We start from the raw sequence: 26,145 nt of genomic DNA, 5'->3' as shown, positions 1-26,145 counted from the left end.
TGTAGTCAGCAGGAGAAAAGTCGTACAGGCAGGGATCAAAGGAAAATCAGATAGGTAAAAACGCAACGGGACGGATTGACCGTCCCGCACACGCTTAGCTGGCCAGCTGTCGCGCTCCGGATAAGTGACTCAGTTCGTCACTACGGAACGCCTCGCGTCGCACGCTGTAGCCATCATACCAACGACACTCTACCATTCCGCTGGCATAGCCGGTCACCACCATCGTGGGTCCGCCCTCTTTGTGCTGAACTTCATCACTGATCGCAAAGGTCATACCGCGCCCTCCCTTTTTCCGTTGAATGAACGGATAAAGTTATAGCAGCTGCACCCCATTTACGCCTATAGGATAATGTTATTACTGTGACGAAATCGGAATAAGCAGTGTAAAATGTTGTTTATAAAAAAAGCCGATAAAAATTATTATCGGCTTTGAAACACTTTCCCGGGTGGGAAATCAGATTTTGCAACCTTCGCAGTCCGCTTCGTCGCTGATATCAGCCGGGACTTCATTGGCTTTTTCAGCCGCTTTCGCTTCAGCCTGTTCCAGCTGCGCATCGATATCAAATTCAAACATATCGTCGTTCATCATCGTTCTCCTGACCCGTGATTGATAAATTCCTGCGCTTTATACCGATTTACCGCGTACTTTCGCAACCAGATTAACCGCCAACAGCACGATCGACCCAATGATAAAGCCGAGTACCAGATTGGCACCGTTGCTCAGTAAGGCAGAAATAACGCCATGGAAGCCGCTGCTGTACTCCTCGATCGCGTGATGCAACGGCGCGATACCGTGCACAATAATGCCGCCACCGACCAGGAACATTGCCACCGTGCCCACCACCGTTAACACCTTCATCAACCAGGGTGCCAGCGCCAATAACGCACCGCCAGTCGCCTGAGCCAGCGTGGAGGACTTTTCCCGCAGCCAGTATCCGAGGTCGTCGATTTTCACGATCATCGCCACGATGCCGTAAACACCAATCGTCACCAGAATCGCAATCCCCGCCAGAATCAGCACCTGATTCAACAGCGGCGCTTCAGAGACAATCCCTAAGGTGATTGCCACAATTTCCGCAGAAAGAATGAAATCTGTGCGTATAGCGCCTTTAACTTTATCTTTTTCGAACTGGCGCGGATCCTGCTGCGCCAGCTTATCCAGACGCTGTTGACGTGCCTCCGGGCTGCTTTCTGCCTTATCGTGATTCAGGCTGTGCAGCACCTTTTCCACGCCTTCATAGCAAAGGTAAGCGCCGCCCAGCATCAACAGCGGTGTGATTAGCCAGGGCGCAAACGCCGAGATAATCAGCGCCAGCGGCACCAGAATTAATTTATTAAGAAATGAGCCTTTTGCGACGCTCCAGACCACGGGTAATTCACGGTTGGCTTTTACGCCGGTGACCTGCTGCGCATTGAGTGAGAGATCATCACCCAATACGCCAGCGGTCTTCTTTGCCGCGACCTTGCCCATCACTGAAATATCATCAAGCAGCGTCGCAATGTCATCCAGAAGCGTGAGTAAACTGGTTCCTGCCAAAATAGTTATCCTTATTCCGGTTCGTGATCCTGACAACAGGGGCATCGCTCAACCGCCGTCACTGACATATCAGCGATGCCCGCACAGTCCCATTCGACGCGAAGTGTTTGCCCGGCAAGATCGCCAGCGTGCACATATTTGCTGACCGGACTTTCCGTCATTCCGCTGATCTCCTCGGTGGCCACCAGTTGCTCGCCTAAATAAATGCGTGCCGTTGCATGGGTGTTCACCATCCGCTCATCACGGAGTTGATACAGGCGTTTGACCGTCAGTTTGATGCTGCTCATGGCTCGATTCCGCGTCCCAGAGAAAGAGAAGATCTAAACCGTTATGGCGGCTAAAAGCAACAATCGCACGCTATTCAACACGATAGTGATGCAAGCCTTGATGATCGATTTCGCCACTGTGCATGGCGGCCAGCAGCCACTCTTCCAGTCGTTCAATCAACGCCTCATCTTCAAGGCGCAATTTTCCACGCAGCGCGCACTCCCAGACAATCAGTACCTTCCAGCCGCTTTGTTGTAACTGCCCGATATAACGGCGGTCGCGTTCAACGTTGCTGTTAATTTTGCCGTTCCAGAACTCAGTGCGCGTGGCGGGCATCTTGAATAAATAGCAGTGATGACGATGCCAGAAGCAGCCATGGACAAAGATAATCGCCCGCTCGTGTGGCAAAACAAAGTCTGGCCGACCCGGCAACGCTTTATCTTGTACACGATAGTTAAAGCCACGATCTTTCAAAATCAACGCGATACGCTGCTCAATCGCTGTGTCATGATTGCGAATGGCACGCATATTTTTGCTGCGAATAGCTTGCGAATGGACGTCGACCATGGCGTCTCCTTTTTATTGGGGCTTCTACAACTTTAGCGGTTTGGCGTGAAAGCGAAAGGCACGCGCAACAAGTGTGTGAAGACGCGAGGAGTGATAGCATAGCGGCTTCACTGTTAAGGAAAAACGCATGCTTGCTATCGATCCCGCCGCGACGGTTTCACCCTCCTCATTTTCTTCCCCTTCGGATGACGCCACATCGCTGTTAATGCAGGTCCTCGATATCTATGCCGCACGCGATGTGGTGCAAACTTTAACCGAGGCGGGCGGATGCGACTGGAGCGTGCCGCGTCTAAATCGCATTCGTCAGGGTAAAAGCGCCGTTCCTGCCCTTTCCAGCGATGAAGTCAGCAGCCTGCAAGCGTTATTGCCTTCGCGCCCTGCTCATTACGCTGCGCCTAAATTTCAATTTGTCGATCTGTTTGCCGGCATCGGCGGGATTCGTCGTGGTTTCGAGCAAATTGGCGGCCAGTGCGTGTTCACCAGTGAATGGAATAAAGAAGCGGTTCGTACTTATAAAGCCAATCACTACAGCGATCCGCAACGGCATCAGTTCAATAGCGATATTCGTTTGGTGACGCAGCCCGCAGGACTCACTGACGAACAGGCGATTTATCAGCACATCGACCAAACCATCCCCGATCATCAGGTGCTGCTGGCGGGTTTTCCCTGCCAGCCATTTTCACTGGCCGGCGTCAGTAAAAAAAATGCGTTAGGTCGTGCGCACGGTTTTGAGTGTGAAGCGCAGGGCACGTTGTTTTTCGATGTTGCCCGCATTCTCGCTGCCAAAAAGCCGCCGTTCTTCGTGCTGGAAAACGTGAAAAACCTCAAGAGTCATGACAAAGGACGCACCTTCGCCATCATTATGGCGACGCTGGATGAACTTGGCTACGACGTTGCCGATGCGGCCGACAGCGCAACACCCGATGCGAAAGTGGTGGATGCGCGCCATTTCCTGCCGCAGCATCGCGAACGCATTGTGCTGGTCGGCATTCGCCGCGACACCGGATTGAGCGACGGTTTTTCACTGCGCGCGCTTTCTCAACTCTATCCGCAGCAGGTGCCCACGCTGCAAAGCTTGCTGGAGCCGACGCCAGATGCGAAATACATCCTGTCGCCGACACTGTGGAACTATCTCTATCAATACGCCAAAAAGCACAAGGCTAAAGGTAATGGCTTCGGCTTTGGCCTTAACGATCCCCGTAATCCCAACGTATGTGTCCGCACTTTATCAGCGCGCTACTATAAAGACGGCTCAGAAATTCTGATCGACCGCGGCTGGGATCAGGCGCAGGGGGAAGCGGATTTCCAGCTCGCCAGCAATATGGCTCTGCGTCCGCGTCGGTTAACACCGCGCGAATGCGCCCGACTGATGGGATTTGAGGCACCGGGACAAAGCCAGTTCCGTATTCCGGTCTCGGATACCCAGGCCTATAAGCAGTTTGGTAATTCAGTGGTGGTCCCGGTTTTTGCTGCTGTGGCACAGTTACTTTCGCCGCTTATCGAACAATATCTTAGCCAAAACACTTAGCGCCACAGGTCCACAATTTCCTTTAGGGACGCGTATTATGCTGTTTTGCGCTGAAACGCGTCTATTGTCACCAAACTGTCACGCCCGCTCTCAATACTCCTTTTTATTTTTGGGGGCGTTAGATGTCACTCCTTTCTGTAATCTCGTTACCGCTGCGTTTACGTACACGTCTTACATGGCGTTTGCCGCTTTGGCTCACCAGTCTTCGTAACCAATTTTTGCTGTTTATCGTGCTGTTCTGTCTCCTGCAGTTCGCGGGCGTACTGCTGCTCAGCAATCACGTTAACCAGACACAAACGTCACTCCAGCAAGCCAACCAACTGCGGGAAAGATTGGCCCTGCTGGATAAAGCACGTATCGAATTGCTCACCGCCAGTGATAACAGCCACCGTGCTGGTATCTATTTAATGCAGGATCAGCAAAGTGGATCAGTCGATAGCTGGAAAAGTCTGGCGGCCGCTTCTGATGATTCGTTAAAAAAAGCGCAGGCACTGTTCACCGCCTACCATGCTAAAGCACACAGTCCGCTGGCTCAGGGCTTTGGGATGTTAGCGGAAGGTTTGCAAGAGCAGTTGAAAGGGTTAGCGGCCAATGACATCAATGCCTTCTTTATGGTGCCGATGCAGGCATTCCAGCAGCAGTTTAACGATGCCTGGTTCAGCGAGATTGAACAAGCCAACCATCAGTTGAGCAGCGTCAATCAAAATACCCTCAGTACGCTAAAGCAGAGTCGCAACATGTCGCTGATCGTCAGTGCCATTTTGATGGCGCTGCTGGTGCTGGCCTCCAGTCTGTTGATGCGCGGCGTGCTATTGCCGCTGCGTCGTGCCAACCGGCAGTTGGAGCAGATTGCCACCGGTGATTTAGTCCCGAGTCATGATACGCCACGCCGCCAGTGCTTAGAGACGCGCCAGCTGTTTCAGTCGATCGAATCAATGCGTTTCGGTCTGCAGCAGATTGTCAGCGACATTAATACCGTTGCTGTGAGCGTGGCGGCGGGTGCAGAAGATATGCAGCAGCATAATGAACAGGTGATGCAGCAACACCAGGCGCAGAATGCCAGCTTCCACCATCTGTCACAGCGTTTACATCGCGTGTCTGAAGAAGTCGAAATTGGTGCGCAATTCTCGCAGCAGGCCACGCAGGAGGCGCAGTCAGCCGATGCTCTGATGCGCAACTGCGCCACGGAAGTCGACAATATGGAACTCAAAATGCAGCAGATCGTTACAGCTTCGAGTGATATCGCCGGAATTGTCGGCATGCTGGATAGCCTGTCGATGCAAACCCGTTTGCTGTCGTTGAATGCCGCGATTGAATCCGCCCACGCCGGATCGTACGGTCGCAGTTTCTCCGTTGTCGCCAAAGAGATGGGGCTGCTCTCGCAAAAGAGTGGTGAATCAACGCGTCAGATTGATGGTTTAATTCAGCACACTCAGCAGCATGTGAATGATGGTTTTGACAAAGTGAAAGCGCTGGAAGTGTTGTTTACACAAATCAGCGGTGCGGTTTCGGGGGTCGTAACGCAGCTCGATGAGTTGCAGCAAAATAGCACTGCACAAAGCCACCGCGTCAGCAAAATTGCGCACGAAGTGGTGGAGATGAGTAATCAGCTACAGCAAAACGAAGCGCTCAACGCCCACCAGGTCAATTCTGCGACACAGCTGCGCGAACTCTCCGACCGGCTCGCCCAGCGGGCACAGCAATTCCGCGTCAACGCCGCTTAAATGCAGAAATAAAAAACCCGTCAAGTTGACGGGTTTTTAAATATCGCTTATTTCTTCTTTTTGCCTTTCTTCAGCAGCGTACGCACCTGCTTCAGTTCAGACGCAGTGAGCTGCTCGGTCACCGCCTCTTCCGTATTCAGACTATCAACCGCCGGTTGCTCAACAGCATGTAAACTGGCCTGCAGGCGGTTAACGATCTCCTGACTCATGGAGATTTGGTTATCGGCGGCTAACTGTTTGATGTGCTCTTTCAGGGCCGGGTCAATTTTAATGGTTAAGTTAACGGTCTCGGTCATCTTCACACTCCCTCTTGATTTACAACAACGTAGCGGAAGAAGATGAAAGTTAACAGACTGTCATAAAAATTTAATATTACGAGTGTATGGGGCTGAAATCCCTTAATACGGATTCATCAATACTGGTCAGGTTGCCCTGTAATTCCGCGCACAGCTTGCCCATATAGTGCACCAGGAAATCGGCATTATGCTCTGCCAACATGCGCCCCGCTTCGGTTTGCATGGTTTCTGGCAAGCGTAAAAGTTTTTTCTGGAAGTGGTCCAGCGTCCATTTCACATCGTCTAATTCGCGTTCTTTTCCTAATGGATCTTCGCTATCAAACAGCGGACGGCCCAGCGCTCCGGCCGTATAGAAAACACGTGCGAGGCCGATAGCACCTAAAGACTCGAGGCGATCGGCATCCTGAACAATTTTTGCTTCCAGCGTCAGTGGCGTGATACGTGCGCTAAAGCTGTGCGCCTGAACGGCATGGGCGACGCCATCCAGCAGTTCCGGTGGGAAGTCGGGAAAATCCTGCTGCAGAATTCGACGTGTCTCTTCAGCGGCATAGGTGGAGGCCAGATGGCGCTCTGGGTGGTTTTTTGGCAGGTTAACCACGTCATGGAAGTAACAGGCGGTGAGGACCACCATCGGATCGGCTGCACTGTGCTGCATGATGCGCGTGGCGCTCATCCAGACACGGCGCAGGTGCGCGATATCATGGGCTTTATCGTCGTGCAGCCAGTTCTGCTGCAGCCAGTTCTCGTAGCGTTGTTGCCAGCGGGTGAGTGACATCGTGCTTCTCCTTATTGCTGTTATAAAAGCACCGCCAATTCAGGGTGCTGCTCCTGGGGACATCATAGCGGCCTGATCGTGACACTTTTTTTACATCCCTCCTGGATGTGCAAAGCGTAAAAATGCGATCCCGATCTTGTTATAACGCTGTTAATGCCGATTTCCCAGCGGAGATCACGTTTTAGGCATTTCCTTAGCGTAATTTAAGTTAAATAACTCTGTTAAACAGGCGTAATCTATTTCATCCATCAACAATATTCACGCTTTTGAATTATTCCAGTTAAACATGCTTAATAACTCAGGGTAAAAGCGATAAACGCCCATGGATAAATCTGAAAAGTTTCCCATCCAGGCCGTTATAACGTACTGTATAGGGAATATTTCTGGCTCTCTCTCACCTGCAAAGGTACTTACAGCATGGATTTTGCTTAAGAGCCATTTTTAAAACCGGAATACGCAGTAATTGCCTGATAGTAAGGCGACAAATTATTAAGCAAATTGATTCAAACCCATTATGCTAATTCTCTCATCTGCGGTTGCAGGTGATTGTCGGAGTTCTCCGGGTGAGTAAAACTACATGAGGTACGTAATGAAAGAACGGCCGATTCTTTTTTCCGAACAGCGGGTCCGCGCCCTGTTGGTTGGCCAGCAAACGCAAACCCGGCGCATCATGAAAACTCAGGCCTTTGGTCCGGGTCAGGATCATCACGAAGGCGTCCATGCGTTTGACGTTAGCGCCAACCATCTGCATGGCTATAAATTGATGTCGATGGCAGATGTCAGCTCTCACTGTCCCTTTGGACAGGCGGGCGATCGATTGTGGGTGCGTGAAACCTGGCGCGGCCCCATCGTACCGGAAGAGCAACTCGCCGAATATGAACGCGATCCTCTGCCGTTCCGTAGCCCTGCGTTCTGTCAATATCGTTCTGACAGCAATGAACTGGGTCAACTGGATGAGGATGTAGAGCATGCCGAGCAGTTTGGCTGGCAAACGGCGATTCATATGCCGCGTTGGGCCAGCCGTATTGATTTGGCCATTACCTCGGTACGCGCTGAAAAAATTCAGGACATTAGCGAAGATGACATTATGGCTGAGGGCGTACAAACGGATACGCACTTCCTGAATAACTTCTTCACGATGAACATGAACGCTGAATCCCCCAAAGAAGCCTATCGTAAAGCGTGGCAAAAGCAGTATGGCGCCACCAGCTGGGAAGTGAACCCGTGGGTTTGGGTGATCGAATTCCAGCGCGTTGAACGCGAGAGTTAACTGTCTTCCGCCCTCTCCCGCTCGGGCGAGGGTGATTTTCCTGCTTTGCCATCTTAATCACAGAAAAACCCTGTAGTAACTGATTGAATACACGGCTTTGATTCCGCGCTGGTATTTTTCATCTTGCCGCGTCAGGATAACCCTTTCAGCCCTGCAGAGTGAGTCGCGCGATGTTCAAATGGCCATGGAATGCGCAGGTAGATGCCACCGTCACAGCGCTTCCCTGGCAACAGGCAATGGCGCAACCGATCTTTTCGCTGCTCACACCTGATGAGCAAAGTGCCCTGACCGCGCTTGCCCAACGCTTCCTACACCAAAAGAAAATCTCGCTGCTGAATGGATTGCCACTCGACGAACGACAATTGGCTCGTCTTGCCTTGCTGTTTTGCCTGCCCGTGCTGAAACTGGGTCTGGAGTGGCTGGATGGCTTTCATGAAGTGTTAATTTATCCCGAACCGTTCAATGTCGATGACCGTTGGGAAGACAGCAGCGGCTTAGTCCACCAGGCGCCAGCGGTGCATGCCGGTCAAAGCTGGACACAAGGCCCGGTAGTCTTAAACGCGTTGGATATACAGGATTCTTTCGATCTTTCCGGCTACAACCTCGTCATCCATGAAATTGCGCATAAACTCGATGCACGCGGCAGTGGCTACACCAGCGGTATTCCCGTCATTCCCTTACGAGATGTCGCCCAATGGGAGAAAGACCTGCTACAGGCGATGGAAGAGATCGAAGCAGAGGTTGAATTGGTCGGCGAACAGGCGGCAACCATCGATCCCTACGCCGCCAGCGATCCCGCCGAATGCTTTGCCGTGCTGTCGGAATACTTTTTCACTGCCCCTGATTTGCTGGCGAATCGCTTTCCTGCGATGTATCGCCACTTACAGCAGTTTTATCGTCAGGACCCGATGGCGCGTCTTGCAGCAGGTTCTGCTTAAATCGCGATCGCTTTGTACTATTGCTAGCCAGTTGAATACAAGTGTATTTTTAGCTGTTGACACATTAATGAGGTGCCATTAATATGCGCCTCGTTCACACGATTCCTCTGTAGTTCAGTCGGTAGAACGGCGGACTGTTAATCCGTATGTCACTGGTTCGAGTCCAGTCAGAGGAGCCAATTTCCAGTTCTCATGCATCCTTGCGAATTTCTGCATTATTTTGATTCAACAGGTGAGCGTGAAAACTCTACCCGATGTACTTTCATTTTACCCTCCGCATCGGGGAAAATTGGTGGTCAAATCTGGTGTCAGATAGACATAGACAAAGACACATCACATGCGAATATTGATCGATTAGGTAATAAACTTGCTCACCGCATCTACTGCAAGCTGAAACCGAATTCCCTTTGCAAGTGTAAGCAATTTTGTCGATGCTCAGCCCTGCACCGCTAGCCACACGTTATGCGCCAAATCAGAAGTGACCTGTGGCGTACCATTCTATACCTTTAATATCTTGGACGATTTTAACTGGGAAGCACTGGCGATAAAAATCTGTTTGAAGATCCCGGGTTAGAGTATGGTGCAAGTCCTGGACATAATAGTGTTGAATTGTGGATATCTGCTAAAATGCAGAGGGATAAAAGGCCAAAACTGTTGCTCTTGGCCATAGCTTAGCATGCAGAATACAATTTGAGACTTGTAAAGGCATTTACGAATTACGCACAATATCATGCGCAACTGCGCCGTAACTAATACCGATAATGGCAAGTGATTAAGACAGCCTCTCAAGAATTTCCACATCTTTCTTGCTAAATGTCATGCTGTCATCAAATTTAATAAACCAATCATTACCTTCTATTTTAATCTGAGGGTTAGCATCACCCGAAACTTTAAGAAACCCTTCGTTTACAAAGCTCCTCATATTAGAACTCGCATTCCACAGACCTAAATCACTATTTAGATTAGCTATGGTATCTTCCTTTTTATCATCCTTTACATGGGGGCCTAAATCATTCCTTAGCTTTGAAAGCATCTTTAAATAAGATTTATTTAATTCAATTTTGGCTTTGGCAAGAGACTTAAATGAGTTCATCAGATCTTTATTATTTTTAAGTTGATCGTCTTTATTTCTAGATCTCAAGATTAATAATAAAGATACAAATATTGAAGTTGAACCGGCAGAGTACAGCGCCACCCTAACACTTACTTCTCTCATTATTGCGGCAATTGTGCTGCCAGAAGTCAAAAAGGTCCCAATTGGGGCTAAAATCTCCCAGAGATAGTCTCTTGATGACTTGTTATACACATCTCTAACCTTTAAGGGATTCCACCACTCGGAATTCCCAGATTTATATTTATTATAAAAACCTTTATTGTCTGGCGTCGACAGGACTAAATTAGCTCTGTTTGCTAATAACCCCATTTCAAGATCATCACCTCTTACAGAAGCACGACCACTGCTGTTTGCAAGAAGTGATGTATAGGTTTTCATAGCCTGTTCAACATCATCATTCGCAAAACTATATAAATCATCGTCATGAGTATTATTGATAATATCAACCAATAATTCCATCTCTGAACTATTGAATGAACCGCCATTATTGATAGCATTGGTTATAGAGGATGCTATTCCAGCCATTTTGAAGCCCCCAGTAATTAAATTTCTTTATTCTGTTTAATATCCCATCCCGCTTGCGTTTCTGCACCTTTCGTACCCTGTTCTGTCTGTTCCCAGTAATGAACATTGGCTTTTGCCGACTGGAAATAATAACTGACCATGATTTTATCGGTACTTCCAACGCCAGTGAATTTACAGCCAGTGACCAGGACATCTTCGAGTACTATGCGGGCATATTCAACTTTTTGGCCTCCGGCTTTACATACTGACAGTTCTACGCTGTTAACGTGCTTACCAGATGCGCAAAACTTCATAATGGCCGGTGTACCTTTATCAATAAAAGCCTGCACAGCAAAGTCGCTGAACTGAACTTTGCCTGCGCCCCCGCCACCACCTACTGACATATTACCTGGTTGGTTGGCTCCCCAGTTAAAGGACTGAATATCTATCCAGTTTTTATGATTTGAGTCGTTAGATTCACCATTGACTCCCTCTACTTTCAGATACATATCTACGGCCATATTAGGCTCCTTTGCTTATATAGAATGATTAACGGTATTAATAAATAATCTTAATCAATCTTTATTTCAACTATTTGGACCAACACTAACTCATTCTAGGACATTTCTTAAAAGGAGCTTTCATGCTTAGGACCATTACAACTAATCAGTTTGTTAACATTTTACAGAACTAGAATTAATTTGAGGCGGACAGAAGGTAACGGTGAAAGTTGAACAGGGCTAACTCACTCTGATTTATTACCGCTAAATATAATAAGCCGAGGGATCGTAGAGTTCGCATACGTCTTTTTGTTATAAATGGATGGGCTCATCATCCAATATTCTATCCGCTATTTCTTTAACGCTTAGGCCTTCCTGGAAGAAATAATTGCAAGGCGCGTGCTGATCGGAACAGGTTTTAACGCGGCAATAAAGGGTGGACAACCTTGATCACTGCTCTCCATAGTAACTAAGCGAGGAAATTATCGTGACTGGAACGCGGCACTACCGCAGATAAAGCTGCAAAGCGGGAACGGCAGTATGTTCTGTGATACCGCTCGCACCGGGGAGACCGGAGCACGCCGCAGGTGAACATTGCCGGGAAGTGACTGACTCAGACGGTGTTTGAGGTGAGTATGGGTATGCGCATTCGCGTGCAGGTAATGGGCGGCTATCCGAAGATTTCAGCCCGGCCCGTGTGAATGATGTAGTGGCCCGCTATGTGCAGCAGAAGCGGGACGCCAGACAGACCCGACAACAGATCGAGACCTTGCTGGCGCAGGTCAGTGGCTGACCTTTAAAAGCCGGAAGGATCGCTGAGTTCGATTCCGGTTTTTTAGCGTTAATATGGTATCTCTTTGATTCCTAATTTTTTGGCCATCGATTGTAATTCTTCTTTTGTCCGTTTATTTCTCTTAATTAAGATAAATGAAATGAGGTCCTCCATATTTTCATTTATATACAACTTAAAAAAGTAAACACTATTTTTTCCTGCCAGAATGCTAATAGTTTCACCTTTAAATTCTGTCAAGATGCGAACAGAAGTATCACCACCATTAATTGACAGACCTGAATAATTAGCATTCTCAATGTGAATTATTAGCTCACGAAGCTCTTCACCTTTATTCCTTTGATAATGCTTAAAAAAAATAATCTCCGAAGAAAAAACCTCACTCTTTATATTATTCGGAGTGAATTTCCTTAACAAATTTATATCATCAGAATTTTTCATGGTAAGAAAACCTCAACATCATTGCTTCGAATACCTTTGAGTAATATTTCTCTTTCAAAATAATCGTCAACAGATATATCCCATGACCAAGTATCTCCAGCTTTAGGTGCACCTGTTTTGACTCTTAAGATAACACCATCTTCTCCTGCGAATCTTCTCGCAACATTTGGATCATCTGTCCAAGAGGTGTATGGGCTATTTGCAGAGAAACCACCAAGATTATGCTCTTCTGCAGAGAGCTTAGAGTTTATATTGCCCGGAACTACTTTCCCTCTCAATGCATTGTCCCATTCAGGGTGCCCCTTATGAATCCCCCTATAGTTATAAATTCCTTGTTCTGCATCAGGCAATACTTTTGTTGGCTTGCAGGGACTCAACCCCAGCGGATCCACCCAGCCCAGCGGATCCGGCACATACCCATACAGGTTCAACCCACCCATCAACCCTATCGGATCCAGCTGCGTATACCGCCCACCGCACGGGTCATAGTACCGGAAAGTGTTATAGTGCAGACCGGTTTCACGGTCAAGGTACTGTCCCTGAAACCGCAGGTTCTGCGGCACTTTCCAGTCAACTCCACTACTTTCCCGCTTCGTGCGGCCCCAGGCGGTAAACGCCCCCTGCCAGACGGTGTCACCCCGCTTGTCCGTCACTCTGTCCGGCAGGCCATTCATCTCCGAGTGATACCAGTACACCTCCGCGTGCTGCTGACTGCTGTCGACGCGCGCTATCGGTTCGTAGCTGTTTTCTGCATAGACATACTGCACTGCGGCATCGGGTTTGCTGTCGCTGTGCTCACCCACCATCTGCATGCCGGACCACGAGTAGTGCGTGCATTCCGGCTTCACAGCATGACGCCGCCAGACCTGCTTGCCGGTGCGGCGCCCCAGCGCATCATACTGATACTGCGCGCGGGTGTAGTCGGCATCACCCTCTATAAGCACCTCACGTATGCGGTGTTCATCGTCGTAATGAAAGCGCTGCACAATACCGCGCCGGGTGTCGTGCCGTTCCGTCATACGACCAAAACCGTCGTATTCCCAGCGGATACCCTCGAGACGCTTCAGCAGATTATTCCACACCGGGTGCAGATCTTCGCCGGTGCGGTTATCCGCCGCGTCATACCAGAAACGTTCCTCGCCGTCCGGCTGAATGCTGCGCGTCATTCTGCCTGCCGCATCGTAGCCCCACAGTGACTGGCTGTATTTTTCTGACGGGCTGGACGGGGCGCCATCTGTGACAATCTGGCGAATAATCTGATCGGCACGGTCCCACTGGTAGCGCCGTTCAGACACCAGACGCTGCCGCAAATTATCCACGCTGCGTCGCCGGGTCATGCGCCCGGCAATGTCGTACTGCGTCTCCAGCTCCAGCTCGCCCTGCGTACGGTGAGTTTCGCGATGCAGACGGTCACGCCGGTAGCCCGCCAGCGCATGCGTACGCCCGCCGAGCGTCAGCTGCATCTCCAGCAGATGGCCGGTTCCGTAGCGCAGGAACTGCATTTCACGTCCGTCAGGGTAGACGGAGGCACTCAGGTTGCCCAGCGCATCATACTGATGCTGATAAGTGCCCGAGTGGTTCTGCTCGCTGACCAGCCTGCCCAGCTCATCACGCTGAAAAACGATCACTTCCGCCTCTGCCGGTTCACACTCGCTGATCATGGCCTGCCGCCATGCAGCGTAGGGGAAGCGGTGGATCTCCGTACTCATGGCGTGGTAGCGATACTCGGTCCGGTGCTGTGCCGTTTCGCGCACCGTCATCCTGCCCAGCACGTCGTAGTCGTAATTCACCACCTGCGGTGCCAGCGGGCTGTCCTGCACCGGGTGACGGATCACGCTCTCCACCTGCTGCATGCCGTTGTACTGGTATTCGGTTTGACGTCCGGCGTAATCCTGCTGCTGCGTCAGCAGCCCGGCTGGCGTGTACGCAAAATGCCACTGCTGCCGGTTGCCGTTGGTGAGCGACACCAGCCGCCCGGCGCGGCTGAAGTCATAGCGCGTCACCTGTCCGGCAGGGTCAATCGCCTCGGTGACCTGACCGCGTGCATTAAGCGTCACCCTGCGCTCCAGCATGCCGTCGATGTTCTGACCGCACACCAACCCGGCTTTGTTGTACTTAAACAGCGTTTCCCGCCCGTCGGCGCGCACCCAGGTCTGCAGTCGTCCCGCTGCACTCCACTGGTAGCGGTCGGTGTTACCCAGTGCATCAGTGGTGCTGAGCAGTTTTCCGCAGGCGTCGTACTGGCGCTGACTTTGGTAGCCGGAGCAGTCCTCTTCACGGATCAGCTGTCCGCGCATGTCCCACCAGAATTGATGGCTGTTTTCCAGTGCATCGATACGCCGCGTCAGATCCCCCTGCTCATTCCATTCGAAACGGGTCACGCCGCCCGTGGGATCGGTCAGTGCGACGACATCACCCGCCAGGTTATAGTCATACTGCCACTGTGCGCCATCTGGCAGCACCTCTTTGAGGGGCAACGCGTACAGCGGATGCCAGGTGGTGATGCGGGTGCGATCCAGCGGGTCACGCTCCATCGTCTGATTGCCGCGTTCATCCCAGGCGTATTCCCAGCGTGCGCCCCCCGGCTGCGTCATCGCCAGCAACTGTTCGCTGTCGCCGCTCCAGGTATATGTCCAGTGTCCGCCGTGTGCATCGGTCCAGGCGGTGATGCGGCTCAATGCATCCCAGTGGTGCTCGCTGCTGACGCCTTCATCATTACTGACACGCGCCACCCGCTGCTGCTCATCCGTTTCAATGCGCCAGCTCTCCAGCACGTCACCCTGTTCGTCACAGACCTGATAAGCATCGACACGCCAGTGCCGTGAGTTGAGTGCGGGCCGCCACTGATACTGGACCTTCAGTCCAGTGGAATAGCTGTGCCACGCCAGCTTATCGCTCGCCTGATCCCAGCCATAACGACGCGTGACGACAGCGTCGGCGTCCGTCACCGTCGTGAGTTGCCCCTGGTCGTTATAATCATAGGTAACCAGCAGATGCCGGGATCCTGCCGCTATCTGGTAAACCGCGCTCAGACGCCCGTAATGGGTGTCATATTCCAGTTCCACATCCAGCGCATCGTTATCGCTGGAGATACGTAGCAGCCTGCCCTCATCGTTCCAGCTGAAATGCTGTACGTTTTCATGGCGGTCATAAATACGGTGGATGCGCCATTCCCCCGGTCGCGTGGGATCCGGCTCAAACAGCTGATGCTCACCTTCACTGGTTTGCATCACCATCGCGCCGTTCGGGCTGCAAAACAGCTTCAGCCCCTCGCCCTTGAAATCAATCACATCGCCCGCATGCACTTCCCCCATGCCCAGCTCACGGCCAGTCATGTCCTGGTAGATCAGTTGATTGTCCGGCAGGCGCCAGAGGCGCACCTCGAACGGCAGCATCCAGCCAGTACCGAGCATCCCGGTCGCCAGATTGCGGCTGTGGTAGATGCGCTGCCAGTAAAGCGGCATGCGGTCCGGCAACACAAAATCGAGATCCTCTTCCCGTGCCAGAATTTTCGCCCCGGTGGCAATATTCACCGGGTGTAGCGTCTGGACAGCGCCTTCCATCACGATATTCCCGCCGATGGGGCAAACGATATCTTTTGCCAGCCCGCGTAAAATCAGGCGGCTGAAGCCGAAGCGGTAGAGCTCCGGCAGAATACCTACCAGCGCCCCGCCAATCAGGTTACCGGCCATGTATGCCCAGATGTTTTTACCGCTGTGGATATCGCGCACCGTGATGGTATCGCCACCGATGCGTACGCGCGGGTTTTCGCTCAGTTTGATCTCCGCTTCACAGGTACTTTTGTGGCCGTTACGTGCGGCAGGCTGATTGTTGATCAGCACCTTTTTCGAGCCCTGCGCAATAAAATTGCTGCTGGTGACCATATGACCTTTAGTACAGGCCACGGTATCGAGCGGCAGTGGCGTTGCATACGGACTGGCGCTCTCCACCACCGGCTGCATCAGGCTGGTCCAGACGTTCTTGCCCCACTCCTTTACATCATCTACTGAGAGATGGCTGGCGCGCTCGGCTACCGCCATCAGCGCGGCACCAGGGTTAAGCGCGGTCTTCATCGCCGCCGCCACACCGGTCAGTGCCAGCATGCCAACCGCCGCCCAGTCGATGCCATTGTCAGCCGCCGCGGGCGCGTTGAGGTAATCACGTGACACGCTGCCCGCCGCGCGCGCCGCCAGCTTCCCTTTGATATGGACGTTGCCGGACCCGCTGACAATAAACGCATCCGGCGGTCCGGGGTCGATCAGGCTGTCGACCAGCGATGCCGCCGCGTTGCCGATCTTCTCCAGCCCTCCACTGAACACCAGCGTAGCAATGGCCACGCCACCCAGCAGCGCCCCAACGCCGGTGCCGGCGGCGATCATGATGCCTGCGACAATCGCTCCTTCCACCAGGCCGCCGACAAAATCCGCCAGCGCCGAACTGTGTACCAGCGGATCGCCAATGCGCGCCGCGAGATAATCTGTCATCCTCAGCCTCCCGGTTGCAAACCCGCTTTGATCGCGGCCCAGAAGGCATCGCCATCTGCATCAAACGGCTGCATGCGGCTAAGGGTAAACGCCAGCAAGTGGTCATCCACCCGTGCCACGGCGAGTTTTTCATACACCATCACATGTTGATTTTCGAAGCGCAGCGCCACCTCGCGGGCAGGCATACCGGCGATATCGCTGTCGGCGATCTCACCCATTACCACCTTTTTCATATTGCGTTTAATTTTGCCCAGTTGCTGGCTGAGGTATTTCTCCTCATCTCCTGCCGGGACATCCCAGGCACGGGTAATAACCAACGTCGCATCGGCGAATTTCAGCACATTGATGCTGTGGTCCTGGACTGCGGCGGGCAGGTTAAGTACGCCTTCTGAGAGGGCAAAAGGAACGGTTTTCATGCTTTATCTTTTCCTTGATCAAATGCCGCTTTAACGGCGTCCTGGATTTGCGCTGGAGTTGGTTCCACTGCGGGTAATGCTCCGGGTTGTTTCAGGTTCAGATCCAGCGTACCGCCGGTGTTGATCTGCCCGGTGCCGGAAGCATCGATATTAAAATTCACGCACTGCAACGTGACCTGGCCGTTAGCGCCTAATTCCAGCACCGACTGGCCCGCCACCAGACGAATGCCGCTGTCGGAAGCCTGCACAATCGCCCCCTGCACACGCTGAATAAAACCACCGCCCACCAATTGGGAATGGGCCAGTTGCGTCGCCTCGGTGTGGCTGCCCGACACTGTGCCGTTGTAGTCCTGAGTGACACTGACGGTACGCGACCCCCCCACGCTGTGGGTTTCGTCGTTTTTAACGTTGGTATCCATGTTCTTCTGCGCCTGGATCCACAACTGCTCCTGCCCGGACTTATCCTCGAAGCGCAGAGCATTGGCGGTGTCTGACGTGCCATCTTTCGACCGGCTCAGAAAACCCATCTGCGTCGCCGCTGCAGGCAGCGCCCAGGGTGGCATACTTGCCTCGTTGTACACGCGACCAATGATCAGCGGACGGTCCGGATCACCATTGATAAAGTCCACCACCACTTCGTCGCCGACACGCGGAATCTGCACGCCGCCAAATCCCTGGCCCGCCCAGGCGCTGGAAACACGCACCCAGCACGAACTGGTATCATCGCCCTTTGCCAGCCGGTCCCAGTGAAACTTCACCTTGACCCGGCCATAACGGTCGGTCCAGATCGACTCTCCCTTGGGGCCCACTACTTTCGCCGTCTGTGGACCGTGGGTTTTTGGCCATGGCGTGCGGGGCGGCGCACGGAAAGTGATCGCGGTCGGCAGCACGGTAAAGGTGATATTGTGCGAGGAGGTAATATCACCGCTGGCATAGCTGTTTTCTTCGAATTTATATTCGGCACTGGTGGTGAGATAAGTGCCGTTATCGCTGAAATGCGGTGCATCGAGCAGCCCAAAGGTGTAACCAGGCGCAATGCCGCTCGCCGTACCTGTGCCACTGACGCTGTGATGCTCCACTTCCCACACTTCCTGGCGGATGCGGGTGTAAAACTCGCCGTGGCTGTGGTCAACAAAATGACCCGGCCAGTCATAGACATCCACCGAACCCGGCGTGGGCGCAACCGGGTTCTGCCGCGCCTGAAGCATCCAGGCATTGGGTTTACGGAAATCATAGTCATCCGTGCTGTACATTCCCGGCGTCACGCTCTCGGCCAGTGACCACTGGCTGATCCCCTCTTCCGTTATGCTGCCACCGGAAGGGGCTACGTGGTAGGGAATGGTGGCATAGCCGCTGAACGCCTGATGCTGGTCGGCTGCATCGCACAGAACCAGCGTATGCTTATCGGATTCGTGGCGAAACCAGTAGTAGATCCCCTCCAGTTCCATCAGGCGGCTGATGAAATCGAAGCTGCTCTCCTGATACTGCACGCAGTATTCCCATACCCGGTAGCTACTGGCGAGTTTTGATTCGACGTTGACGTTGTACTCTTTCAGCAACGTCTGCACGATTTGCGGCACGGTCTGGCTCTGGAAAATACGCAGGTTACGATCACGTTTCATTGGCCACACGTCGGGTTCAACGGTCAGGGCATGAACTGCATAGCGCGATCCATTCAGCTCCTCACTGCGCACGGCCACGCGGGTGATTTTGCCGTTGAAGTAACGTGGCGTGAGTAGATTCTGTGTCGGCAGCGTAAAAGTCACCGACTTGCCCAGCAGAGCATGGCGATCGATGCGCGCATCGGTCGCCAACAACTCCGCCTGGAGGGTGAATGATTCCGACAGGGCTTCACGCCCGCTGAGTTTCCAGAACAGCAGGCCCTCCGTGGGTAGCTGGACGGTGATGCGTGAGAACATAAGTAAATCCCGGAAAATAATTAACTGTGAGGATCGAGCAGCCAGACACCTTCCGCACTGATGGTGAGTGTCTGTTCACGAGCGCCGTTATGGCTGCTGATAGAGAAGGTGTAGTTGCCCGGTGCCAGTTGCAGCGCGCCAAAACCATTCGCCGCAGGCACCACGGCCTGCTGCTTGCCGTTGACCTGCACGTGTTCGCCCGGTTGCAGACGGATGTAAACCTGTGCCACTGGTACCGGGGGCGGCGCGGGTTCCACTTTAGCCTGTGCGGTCTGGACTTCGGCCTTGGCCACCGGTTTCTCTGCCACCACCGGGGGCGGTGTAGCGGGTTGAGCCACCGTGGTGTTTTGCGCCTGCACGGGCACGTCATCACCGCCTCCGGCCATCAATACCCCCACGCCCAGCCCGACCAGCACACCCGCCGCCACCAAACCTGGCAGCGCAAAGCGGTGTTGCAGAAAACGTTTCGCTGGCGATAACGGAGCCTCGGCTTCCACCTCTTCGATCGGCACCAGCATGGTGCCAGGCCCACTGATTTTCGCCGCGAGCAAGGGTTCAGATTCGTGCTCGGGCAGCGCCATCAGTTCCGCAAACGCATCGATGTTTTGTGGGCGATCCTCGGCTTTCAACGCCAGTGCCTGGTCGACCGCATTCAGCAGCGCCGTGGAATAGCCAGCAGGGCGACTTTGCACCAGTGGCTGGTAATTATCTTCGATGCTGCGCACCACGCTAACCGGCGGCGGCGCACCGGTGATTAACATGTGCAGTACTGCCCCTAGCGCATAGATATCAGTCCAGGCACCCTGCTCGCTTTCATCGTTGTCGCTATACTGCTCGATCGGCGCAAAACCAGGACGCAACATGGTCTCGCTTTCATCAGACAGGTTACCGATGGTTTTACGTGCGGAACCAAAATCGAGCAGTACGGGTTCGCTATTGCTCAGGATCTGGATGTTATCGAGCGAAATATCGCGGTGCAGATAGCCAGCATCATGAATGGTTTTTATCGCCCCGAGCAGGGGGGGCAACAGACGACGAATCCAGGCTTCGTCGATCTGCTGTGGATTGCGCGCACGCAGATTGGACAACGTGGAACCACTGTAAAACGCCGTCCCCATATAGGCGGTGTCATTCTGTACCCAGAAGCGCAGCACGTGTAACAGGTTGGGATGATTAAAACGTGCCAACAAGCGCGCTTCCTGGATAAAACTGTTCAGACCGGCGTGGAAGGTTTTGCTGAACCGCTCACTGCGCAACACCAGATTCAACCCATCGCTACGCACCGCCAACGAGGCCGGCATAAACTCTTTGATGGCGATATCGCGCTCCAGCTGATGATCCCAGGCGCGATAGACGATGCCAAAGCCGCCACCACCGATGACTTCTTTTATCTCAAACTCATTAAACCGATAACCCAGCGGCAAGGCATTGGGTACATTGAGGTGATTATCGTGTTCCGACATAGACGAAAACTCTCTGATAACGAACGGCTTTAGACATCAAACTGGCAAACAAACTCACCCTGTTCACAACGCACCAGCACCCGACGGTAACGTTCATCGCGGGCGTGGGCGCTGAGCAGTATCTGGCTCATTTGCGGCAACAGGGTATTGGTGAGAATGGCATCGACCATCCGTCCGCCGGACTCCACTTCGGTGCAGCGCTGCACGATCTGGCTGACGACGCTATCTTCAATTTCCGCTGAGATTCCGTGGTTCTCCTGCAGACGGCGCACAATGCGCGCCAGTTGCAATCGGACGATCTGTGCCAGCATCGCATCGCTGAGCGGGTAGTACGGCACCACCAGCAGGCGTCCAAGCAGCGCGGGCGGGAACACCTCCAGCAGCGGCTTGCGCAGTGCATTGCTGAGCGCGTCAGGTTCCGGTAACAGTTCCGGATCGGCACACAATGCGCTAATCAGCTGTGTGCCCACATTGGAGGTCAGGATGATGATGGTGTTACGAAAATCGATATGGCGTCCTTCACCATCTTCCATCCAGCCTTTGTCGAACACCTGGAAGAACAGTTCATGCACATCCGGATGTGCTTTCTCGATTTCATCCAACAGCACCACACTATAAGGCCGACGGCGAACCGCCTCGGTCAGCACACCCCCTTCGCCGTAACCGACATAGCCCGGAGGCGCGCCTTTCAAGGTGGAAACGGTGTGTGCTTCCTGGAATTCACTCATATTGATGGTGATGATGTTCTGCTCGCCGCCATACAGCGATTCGGCCAGCGCCAGCGCGGTTTCGGTTTTCCCCACACCAGACGGGCCACACAACATAAACACGCCGACCGGTTTGTTGGGGTTATCCAGACGGGCGCGTGAGGTGCGCACACGTTTCGCAATCAGATCCAGCCCATGGCGCTGGCCGATGACTCTTTGGTTCAGGGTTTCCGCCAGGTTCAGCACCGCATCGATCTCGTTTTTTACCATGCGTCCTAAGGGGATGCCGGTCCAGTCTGCCACTACGGCCGCCACCACGCTGGCATCCACGGCGGCAAACAGCAGCGGTGCTTCACCCTGCAATTCATGCAACTGCTGCCGGGTGGCATCCAGCTCACTGCGCAGCGCAGTTTCATCTTCAGTGACACAACGTGCACGCAACGCAATAAGTTGATCCACTAGCGTTCGTTCCTGCTGCCAGCGCGCGGTCAATGCCTCTCGCGTAGCGCTGAGTGATGCCTGCTGCCGGGCAATTTCCTGCTGGCGCTCAGGGGCACCGAGCCCGACTTTCGCCTCGCGCCCAGCGATTTCCGCTTCAATGTCGAGTGCCGCCAGACGATGCAAACAATCTTCCAGCTCCGGAGGCTGTGCCCCCTGACTGACGGCGACCCGTGCGCAGGCAGTATCCAGCAGCGCCACTGCTTTATCCGGTAACTGCCGCGCCGGGATGTAGCGGTGCGACAGCTTGACCGCTGCACTGACCGCTTCATCCAGCAGTAGCACCTGATGATGTTTCTCCAGCGCACTAACCGTACTGCGTAGCATCTGGATGGCTTTGGCTTCATCCGGCTCCTGCACCTGCACGGTCTGGAAGCGACGCGTCAGTGCCGGGTCCTTCTCGATATATTTTTTATATTCGGCCCAGGTAGTGGCGCCGATGGTGCGCAGCTGTCCGCGCGCCAGTGCCGGTTTAAGCAGATTAGCGGCATCACCCGTGCCTTGCTGTCCACCCGCGCCGACCAGGGTGTGAATCTCATCCACAAACAGCACAATCGGGGTCGCGCTCGACTGCACTTCGTTGATCAACGCTTGCAGACGCGCTTCAAACTCCCCCTTCATCCCCGCACCGGCCTGCAACATGCCGATATCCAGCAGCCAGAGTTGTACATCGCGTAATGGCGCAGGCACATCACCCGCAGCAATGCGCAGTGCCAGCCCTTCCACCACCGCCGTCTTGCCGACACCGGCTTCGCCGGTCAGCAGCGGGTTGTTCTGGCGACGGCGCATCAGGATATCCACCATCTGACGAATCTCTTCATCGCGACCGGAGACCGGATCGATACGGCCCTCACGTGCTCGCGCAGTAAGATCCTGGGCGTACTGCGCCAGCGTGCTGCTGCCGGCGGCTGCCGGGGCTGCAGCAACATCCGGTTGGGACAGCGCCTGCTGCGCCTCTTTGCTCTGGCTCAGTAAAGCATCGAACTGATCCAGCAGAGCATCGACGTTAATACGCGCAAACTGCGCTGAAATACCTTTCAGCACACTGGCGAGGCTGTAGGTTTTAAGCAGACCGATCAACAGATGACCGCCACGAATGCGGCTGGCTCCGTATTTGAGCGAGGCATAGACCCAGGCGCGCTCCACGGCACTGTCGATGTGCTCGGCAAGATCGGATACGGCACTCGCACCACGTGGCAGACGGTCAAGCGCCGCCACGATATCCCGCGTCAGCGCGTTTTCATCCAGTGAAAAATGACTGATTATCTGCTGTAAGTCCCCGTCCTGTTGCTGCATCAGTTGATGCAACCAGTGCACCAACTCGACATAGGGATTGCCACGCAGCTTACAAAAGGCGGTGGCGCTTTCCAGCGAGGTAAATAACAGCGTGTCCAGTTTGCCGAATAACACGGCGCGGCTGATTTCTGACATATCGAATCTCTATAATAGAAGAAGCAGGCTATGTGACAGGAAAAGGCGATGGGCTAGCGTGAGGCTGCCTCAACTTCAAAAACAAAATCTTCACGATCGACAGGCTGTGCTGGTTGTCCCAGCCAACTGGTGTAACCGAGTCGGGCGCTGCCGCCCAGGGCCGTACCCTCGACCTCATTCGCGGCAAGGATCAGGCTAAGATACCACTGCATTTCAATACCGATGTAGTGCTGCACCCAGTCGCGCACTTCACATGCCCCTGGCGCATCGGGTAAGAAGTGGGCATATTGCGCGGCGGTGAGTGGTCCCAAACGCAGGCGAAAACGGTGCTGCACATCGCGCACCGCCACCCCGAGAAAAGCCGACTCACCGAGGCGTGGCATGTGCCGCCCGGCGGCCAGGCGTGCCTGATCGCGGCTATCCAGCGTCAGCCACTGCGGTTGGTTTTGCTCAAGCCGCACCGGGATACCAAAATAAAGGCGCAAAATGCGCACCAGACCTTCCGCATCATGTCCGTGGCGACTGAGATGCCCCACCAACATCAGGCGCGCATGCAGGCTGAGCGAGCTGGCCTGTTGCTGAGCCGGAAAACCAATCCCGGCCAGACAGGCGAGATAATCCTGAAAACGTTTATCATCGCCGCGATCGAGAGAAGCGGTCGGCTGCGCATCCGCCCAGGCGCGGTAAAACAGTAAAGTGGCCCGGTGATGAAACAGGTCAGCAAAAGCCGCCAGACTGTGATCCTGATGATGGTCGATACGCTCGCGAACATATTCAGTCAAGTGCGTAGGTAGCGGCCCGTTAGGGCCAAACAGGCCAAAGCTGTAGATGGAGACATCATGACGCCCCTCTTCCTTGCGCTCGCGCACCGAGGCGAGCGTCGCCGGGGCGAAGGTCAGGGAGGGCATCTGGCCGATGCGCAGGCTTTCGAACTTTGGCAGGGGTGCACGCCCCAGCGCATAACGCTGGCCACTTTGCGCATTTAACCGACGCAACAGTTGGAACAGGTCATAGCGCCAGGGAGTCGCCATCACCGCTGGCCAGAAATCGTCCGGCAGACGGCTGGCGCGCGATAGATGGATAATCTGTGCAACCTCACTCATAGCAGCGCCTTCTTGCCCATACGCGGCGGCCAGTAACCCACTTCGCCACGTTGCTGGCTGCTCAGCGTCAGTTCGGTGAAACTGTTGAGCGCCACCAATCGCGAGAAGACCCGTTCCAGCACGCTGCCAAACAGCCATGGACTGGCTCCGGAGAACACCTGCTCATCCACTTCCAGCGCAATACTGACCCCACGTGCAAACACGACGGGCCCCGGTTCCGGCACTCGCCGATGTACCGCACTCAGTTGGCAATGGCGAATGCCCTCAATCTGGCGCGCCACTGGCGCTTCCGCCAGATTGGCGTACAGACTTAACAACTGGCGCAAGGCGGCTGCCCCTTCTCCGTCAGCGCTGTCCATCAGGCTCAGATAGTTCATTTGCAGATGGCTTATCAGCCGCCAGGAGGATAAGCCTTCTGCCAGCGCCGGACGCGGTGGCGTTGGCCCTTTGCACAATGTCAGCTGACTCACCGGGATTGAATCCGGCATCACAAACTGGCCGTGTTCCTGTTGCAGCAGCATCAGCGGTAAATCACGGCTGGTACACATGACCTCAGCGGAGAGATGGCGCATATCATCGCGCCACGGTGTGTGGTGTTCATCCACCAGCGAGAGAAACACTTCAGAGCCAATATAGCCGGTGCGAGTGCCATAGCGTTGCGCATGCTCAGACAGCGTGCGCTGTTCACGACGCAGGGAAAAATAGGCGCCGTAGTCACCATTATCCGCGCTGAAGGTGCTCCAGAAGGGTCGGAATACCTGTTCCTCGCGCTGCCCTTGTACGCTGGCAAACAAGCGTTGCACCGAATGCACTTCGTAATCCAGCGGGCGTATATTATCCACCACCAGGTGATATTCATGTTGGCTATCGCTGACTTTTAGTCGCTCTGCCATTTTCGGGAACAGGTTAATCACCGGCGTACAATGCAGCGCCAGATGGCTGCGATCCACCACACTCTCGAGTTCGGCATCGGCCTTATCCAGCAGAATAATGATGTCGAAGGCTGTGGCATGTTCGCAACGGCACAATAGCGCCGCCAGTTGATGCAGGCTGATAAACTGAAACCTTGCCGGAAAAGCAAAATATTCCTGCAACAGACGGTAGCCATCGAAGTTGCGCAAATCGTCCGGTAACAATGCCTGCTCCGGCGCAAAACCTTGTTGTTGCAGCGCGTTATCGGCCAGTACCTGACGCTGCGGCTGTGGCTCCACCGATTGCAGCACGATGCCCACACGATGCTGCATCAACAGTTCCAGCAACCTTAGCGCCTGAATATCCGGGCCGCTGAGGTAAAGCATCAGTTCATCGATTGTCAGTTGGCTTAGGGAGGAAACGCCTTCACACTCAATTCTGATGCGTAATGCGCTGGCTGCACCCAGACCGCTCAATTTCAGCTCACCCAGCGGAATGTCACCGGGTACGCCGCCGAGCGTCACATCGCTGATGCGTAACGGATGCAACATCACGTCATGCGCCGTGGTATAGCTACAAGTGACGCCCGATTTCTTCAGGCTCTGGCTCTCCATCATGGTGCCACGCGGCACCAGAAAACCGTTGCTGATATTCCCTTTGCGGCTATCCGGCGTCAATTGGGCAATCGCCATTGACGGTGTTGGCGCTAAATAGCCAGGTGCAATCATCTCCAGCATTCGCTGAGAAAAGCGCGGAAATTCCGCATCCATTTTTAGCTGAACACGTGAGGTGAGAAATGCAAAGCCTTCCATTAACCGTTCTACGTAAGGATCGGCGATATCAATGCCGCCCATCCCCAGCCGACCTGCCACTTTGGGATAACGTTCGGCAAACTCGGCGCCCATCTCACGCAGATAGGCCAGTTCACGGTTGTAGTAGTCGAGCAGTTTGCTGTCCATGA

The 26,145-nt window shown here is 53.7% G+C and carries 21 protein-coding genes and 1 tRNA gene; 5 read left to right on the top strand and 17 right to left on the bottom strand.

Annotation, left to right across the window (positions count from 1 at the left end):
• Positions 1-94: 94 nt before the first annotated feature.
• The 5 genes from CRO33_RS01910 to CRO33_RS01895 all read right to left on the bottom strand — a co-directional run bounded on the left by CRO33_RS01910 (position 95) and on the right by CRO33_RS01895 (position 2,371).
• Positions 95-274, bottom strand: a complete 180-nt coding sequence (locus CRO33_RS01910) for a YodC family protein (protein WP_034824498.1) — start codon at positions 272-274, stop codon at positions 95-97.
• A gap of 180 nt (positions 275-454) precedes the next feature.
• Positions 455-589, bottom strand: a complete 135-nt coding sequence (locus CRO33_RS24705; RefSeq protein WP_255253243.1) for a hypothetical protein — start codon at positions 587-589, stop codon at positions 455-457.
• A 36-nt stretch (positions 590-625) separates the two neighbouring features.
• The gene (locus CRO33_RS01905) at positions 626-1,537 is read right to left on the bottom strand and encodes a DUF808 domain-containing protein (protein ID WP_097116784.1); all 912 of its coding nucleotides are present in this window, start codon (positions 1,535-1,537) and stop codon (positions 626-628) included.
• An 11-nt stretch (positions 1,538-1,548) separates the two neighbouring features.
• Positions 1,549-1,824 (bottom strand): hypothetical protein, encoded by a 276-nt coding sequence (locus tag CRO33_RS25015; RefSeq protein ID WP_034824504.1) that lies wholly within the window; start codon positions 1,822-1,824, stop codon positions 1,549-1,551.
• 70 nt (positions 1,825-1,894) lie between these two features.
• Positions 1,895-2,371 (bottom strand): very short patch repair endonuclease, encoded by a 477-nt coding sequence (locus CRO33_RS01895; protein ID WP_097116783.1) that lies wholly within the window; start codon positions 2,369-2,371, stop codon positions 1,895-1,897.
• A 127-nt stretch (positions 2,372-2,498) separates the two neighbouring features.
• Between CRO33_RS01895 and dcm the strand changes: the two genes are divergently transcribed.
• The gene (dcm, locus tag CRO33_RS01890) at positions 2,499-3,899 is read left to right on the top strand and encodes a DNA (cytosine-5-)-methyltransferase (protein ID WP_097116766.1); all 1,401 of its coding nucleotides are present in this window, start codon (positions 2,499-2,501) and stop codon (positions 3,897-3,899) included.
• A gap of 122 nt (positions 3,900-4,021) precedes the next feature.
• Positions 4,022-5,623 carry a methyl-accepting chemotaxis protein gene (locus CRO33_RS01885; protein ID WP_097116765.1) on the top strand — a complete coding sequence of 534 codons (1,602 nt, stop codon included), beginning with the start codon at positions 4,022-4,024 and terminating at the stop codon, positions 5,621-5,623.
• 47 nt (positions 5,624-5,670) lie between these two features.
• Here the strand turns inward: CRO33_RS01885 and CRO33_RS01880 are convergent, their stop codons facing one another.
• Positions 5,671-5,919 (bottom strand): hypothetical protein, encoded by a 249-nt coding sequence (locus CRO33_RS01880; protein WP_097116764.1) that lies wholly within the window; start codon positions 5,917-5,919, stop codon positions 5,671-5,673.
• A 76-nt stretch (positions 5,920-5,995) separates the two neighbouring features.
• On the bottom strand, positions 5,996-6,694 hold the full coding sequence (locus CRO33_RS01875) for a phosphohydrolase (protein ID WP_097116763.1): 699 nt from the start codon (positions 6,692-6,694) through the stop codon (positions 5,996-5,998).
• Positions 6,695-7,283: 589 nt separating this feature from the next.
• Here CRO33_RS01875 and CRO33_RS01870 point away from each other — a divergent pair.
• The 3 genes from CRO33_RS01870 to CRO33_RS01860 all read left to right on the top strand — a co-directional run bounded on the left by CRO33_RS01870 (position 7,284) and on the right by CRO33_RS01860 (position 9,081).
• Complete coding sequence (locus CRO33_RS01870) at positions 7,284-7,964, top strand: hypothetical protein (RefSeq protein WP_034824525.1); 681 nt, start codon at positions 7,284-7,286, stop codon at positions 7,962-7,964.
• A gap of 170 nt (positions 7,965-8,134) precedes the next feature.
• The gene (gene mtfA / locus CRO33_RS01865) at positions 8,135-8,902 is read left to right on the top strand and encodes a DgsA anti-repressor MtfA (protein ID WP_097116762.1); all 768 of its coding nucleotides are present in this window, start codon (positions 8,135-8,137) and stop codon (positions 8,900-8,902) included.
• A 103-nt stretch (positions 8,903-9,005) separates the two neighbouring features.
• A tRNA-Asn gene (locus CRO33_RS01860) sits at positions 9,006-9,081 on the top strand.
• Between the two features lie 593 nt (positions 9,082-9,674).
• Here the strand turns inward: CRO33_RS01860 and CRO33_RS01855 are convergent.
• The 10 genes from CRO33_RS01855 to tssF all read right to left on the bottom strand — a co-directional run bounded on the left by CRO33_RS01855 (position 9,675) and on the right by tssF (position 26,143).
• Entirely contained in the window at positions 9,675-10,541 is an 867-nt protein-coding gene (locus CRO33_RS01855) for a hypothetical protein (protein WP_045813563.1), read from the bottom strand.
• A 17-nt stretch (positions 10,542-10,558) separates the two neighbouring features.
• A complete protein-coding gene (locus CRO33_RS01850; protein WP_097116761.1) occupies positions 10,559-11,041 on the bottom strand; it encodes an Hcp family type VI secretion system effector in 483 nt (160 codons plus the stop codon).
• 820 nt (positions 11,042-11,861) lie between these two features.
• Positions 11,862-12,251, bottom strand: a complete 390-nt coding sequence (locus CRO33_RS01845; RefSeq protein ID WP_097116760.1) for a hypothetical protein — start codon at positions 12,249-12,251, stop codon at positions 11,862-11,864.
• Positions 12,248-16,735, bottom strand: a complete 4,488-nt coding sequence (locus CRO33_RS01840; RefSeq protein WP_176505714.1) for an RHS repeat-associated core domain-containing protein — start codon at positions 16,733-16,735, stop codon at positions 12,248-12,250. The genes CRO33_RS01845 and CRO33_RS01840 overlap by 4 nt, the downstream gene beginning before the upstream one ends.
• A 2-nt stretch (positions 16,736-16,737) precedes the next feature.
• Positions 16,738-17,151 carry a DcrB-related protein gene (locus CRO33_RS01835; RefSeq protein WP_097116758.1) on the bottom strand — a complete coding sequence of 138 codons (414 nt, stop codon included), beginning with the start codon at positions 17,149-17,151 and terminating at the stop codon, positions 16,738-16,740.
• Positions 17,148-19,070 (bottom strand): type VI secretion system Vgr family protein, encoded by a 1,923-nt coding sequence (locus tag CRO33_RS01830; protein ID WP_097116755.1) that lies wholly within the window; start codon positions 19,068-19,070, stop codon positions 17,148-17,150. Before CRO33_RS01830 ends, CRO33_RS01835 begins: the two co-directional genes overlap by 4 nt.
• 20 nt (positions 19,071-19,090) lie before the next feature.
• The gene (locus tag CRO33_RS01825) at positions 19,091-20,533 is read right to left on the bottom strand and encodes a serine/threonine protein kinase (protein ID WP_097116754.1); all 1,443 of its coding nucleotides are present in this window, start codon (positions 20,531-20,533) and stop codon (positions 19,091-19,093) included.
• 29 nt (positions 20,534-20,562) lie between these two features.
• Positions 20,563-23,169, bottom strand: a complete 2,607-nt coding sequence (gene tssH, locus CRO33_RS01820; protein WP_097116753.1) for a type VI secretion system ATPase TssH — start codon at positions 23,167-23,169, stop codon at positions 20,563-20,565.
• Positions 23,170-23,222: 53 nt separating this feature from the next.
• Positions 23,223-24,272 carry a type VI secretion system baseplate subunit TssG gene (gene tssG / locus CRO33_RS01815; protein WP_097116752.1) on the bottom strand — a complete coding sequence of 350 codons (1,050 nt, stop codon included), beginning with the start codon at positions 24,270-24,272 and terminating at the stop codon, positions 23,223-23,225.
• On the bottom strand, positions 24,269-26,143 hold the full coding sequence (gene tssF, locus CRO33_RS01810) for a type VI secretion system baseplate subunit TssF (protein ID WP_097116751.1): 1,875 nt from the start codon (positions 26,141-26,143) through the stop codon (positions 24,269-24,271). The genes tssG and tssF overlap by 4 nt, the downstream gene beginning before the upstream one ends.
• Between the last annotated feature and the right edge of the window lie 2 nt (positions 26,144-26,145).

The sequence above is a fragment of the Pantoea sp. GL120224-02 genome (assembly GCF_900215395.1).
Classification (GTDB): domain Bacteria; phylum Pseudomonadota; class Gammaproteobacteria; order Enterobacterales; family Enterobacteriaceae; genus Pantoea; species Pantoea communis.
The sequence above is the reverse complement of the archived record's forward strand: the minus strand, read 5'-3'. Positions and strand labels throughout refer to the sequence as shown.

Bases quoted from the DNA above. Each gene is read 5' to 3' on its own strand.
- CRO33_RS01910 (WP_034824498.1), bottom strand. From the start codon at position 274: ATGACCTTTGCGATCAGTGATGAAGTTCAGCACAAAGAGGGCGGACCC.
- CRO33_RS24705 (WP_255253243.1), bottom strand. From the start codon at position 589: ATGATGAACGACGATATGTTTGAATTTGATATCGATGCGCAGCTGGAA.
- CRO33_RS25015 (WP_034824504.1), bottom strand. From the start codon at position 1,824: ATGAGCAGCATCAAACTGACGGTCAAACGCCTGTATCAACTCCGTGAT.
- CRO33_RS01895 (WP_097116783.1), bottom strand. From the start codon at position 2,371: ATGGTCGACGTCCATTCGCAAGCTATTCGCAGCAAAAATATGCGTGCC.
- dcm (WP_097116766.1), top strand. From the start codon at position 2,499: ATGCTTGCTATCGATCCCGCCGCGACGGTTTCACCCTCCTCATTTTCT.
- CRO33_RS01885 (WP_097116765.1), top strand. From the start codon at position 4,022: ATGTCACTCCTTTCTGTAATCTCGTTACCGCTGCGTTTACGTACACGT.
- CRO33_RS01880 (WP_097116764.1), bottom strand. From the start codon at position 5,919: ATGACCGAGACCGTTAACTTAACCATTAAAATTGACCCGGCCCTGAAA.
- CRO33_RS01875 (WP_097116763.1), bottom strand. From the start codon at position 6,694: ATGTCACTCACCCGCTGGCAACAACGCTACGAGAACTGGCTGCAGCAG.
- CRO33_RS01870 (WP_034824525.1), top strand. From the start codon at position 7,284: ATGAAAGAACGGCCGATTCTTTTTTCCGAACAGCGGGTCCGCGCCCTG.
- mtfA (WP_097116762.1), top strand. From the start codon at position 8,135: ATGTTCAAATGGCCATGGAATGCGCAGGTAGATGCCACCGTCACAGCG.
- CRO33_RS01855 (WP_045813563.1), bottom strand. From the start codon at position 10,541: ATGGCTGGAATAGCATCCTCTATAACCAATGCTATCAATAATGGCGGT.
- CRO33_RS01850 (WP_097116761.1), bottom strand. From the start codon at position 11,041: ATGGCCGTAGATATGTATCTGAAAGTAGAGGGAGTCAATGGTGAATCT.
- CRO33_RS01845 (WP_097116760.1), bottom strand. From the start codon at position 12,251: ATGAAAAATTCTGATGATATAAATTTGTTAAGGAAATTCACTCCGAAT.
- CRO33_RS01840 (WP_176505714.1), bottom strand. From the start codon at position 16,735: ATGACAGATTATCTCGCGGCGCGCATTGGCGATCCGCTGGTACACAGT.
- CRO33_RS01835 (WP_097116758.1), bottom strand. From the start codon at position 17,151: ATGAAAACCGTTCCTTTTGCCCTCTCAGAAGGCGTACTTAACCTGCCC.
- CRO33_RS01830 (WP_097116755.1), bottom strand. From the start codon at position 19,070: ATGTTCTCACGCATCACCGTCCAGCTACCCACGGAGGGCCTGCTGTTC.
- CRO33_RS01825 (WP_097116754.1), bottom strand. From the start codon at position 20,533: ATGTCGGAACACGATAATCACCTCAATGTACCCAATGCCTTGCCGCTG.
- tssH (WP_097116753.1), bottom strand. From the start codon at position 23,169: ATGTCAGAAATCAGCCGCGCCGTGTTATTCGGCAAACTGGACACGCTG.
- tssG (WP_097116752.1), bottom strand. From the start codon at position 24,272: ATGAGTGAGGTTGCACAGATTATCCATCTATCGCGCGCCAGCCGTCTG.
- tssF (WP_097116751.1), bottom strand. From the start codon at position 26,143: ATGGACAGCAAACTGCTCGACTACTACAACCGTGAACTGGCCTATCTG.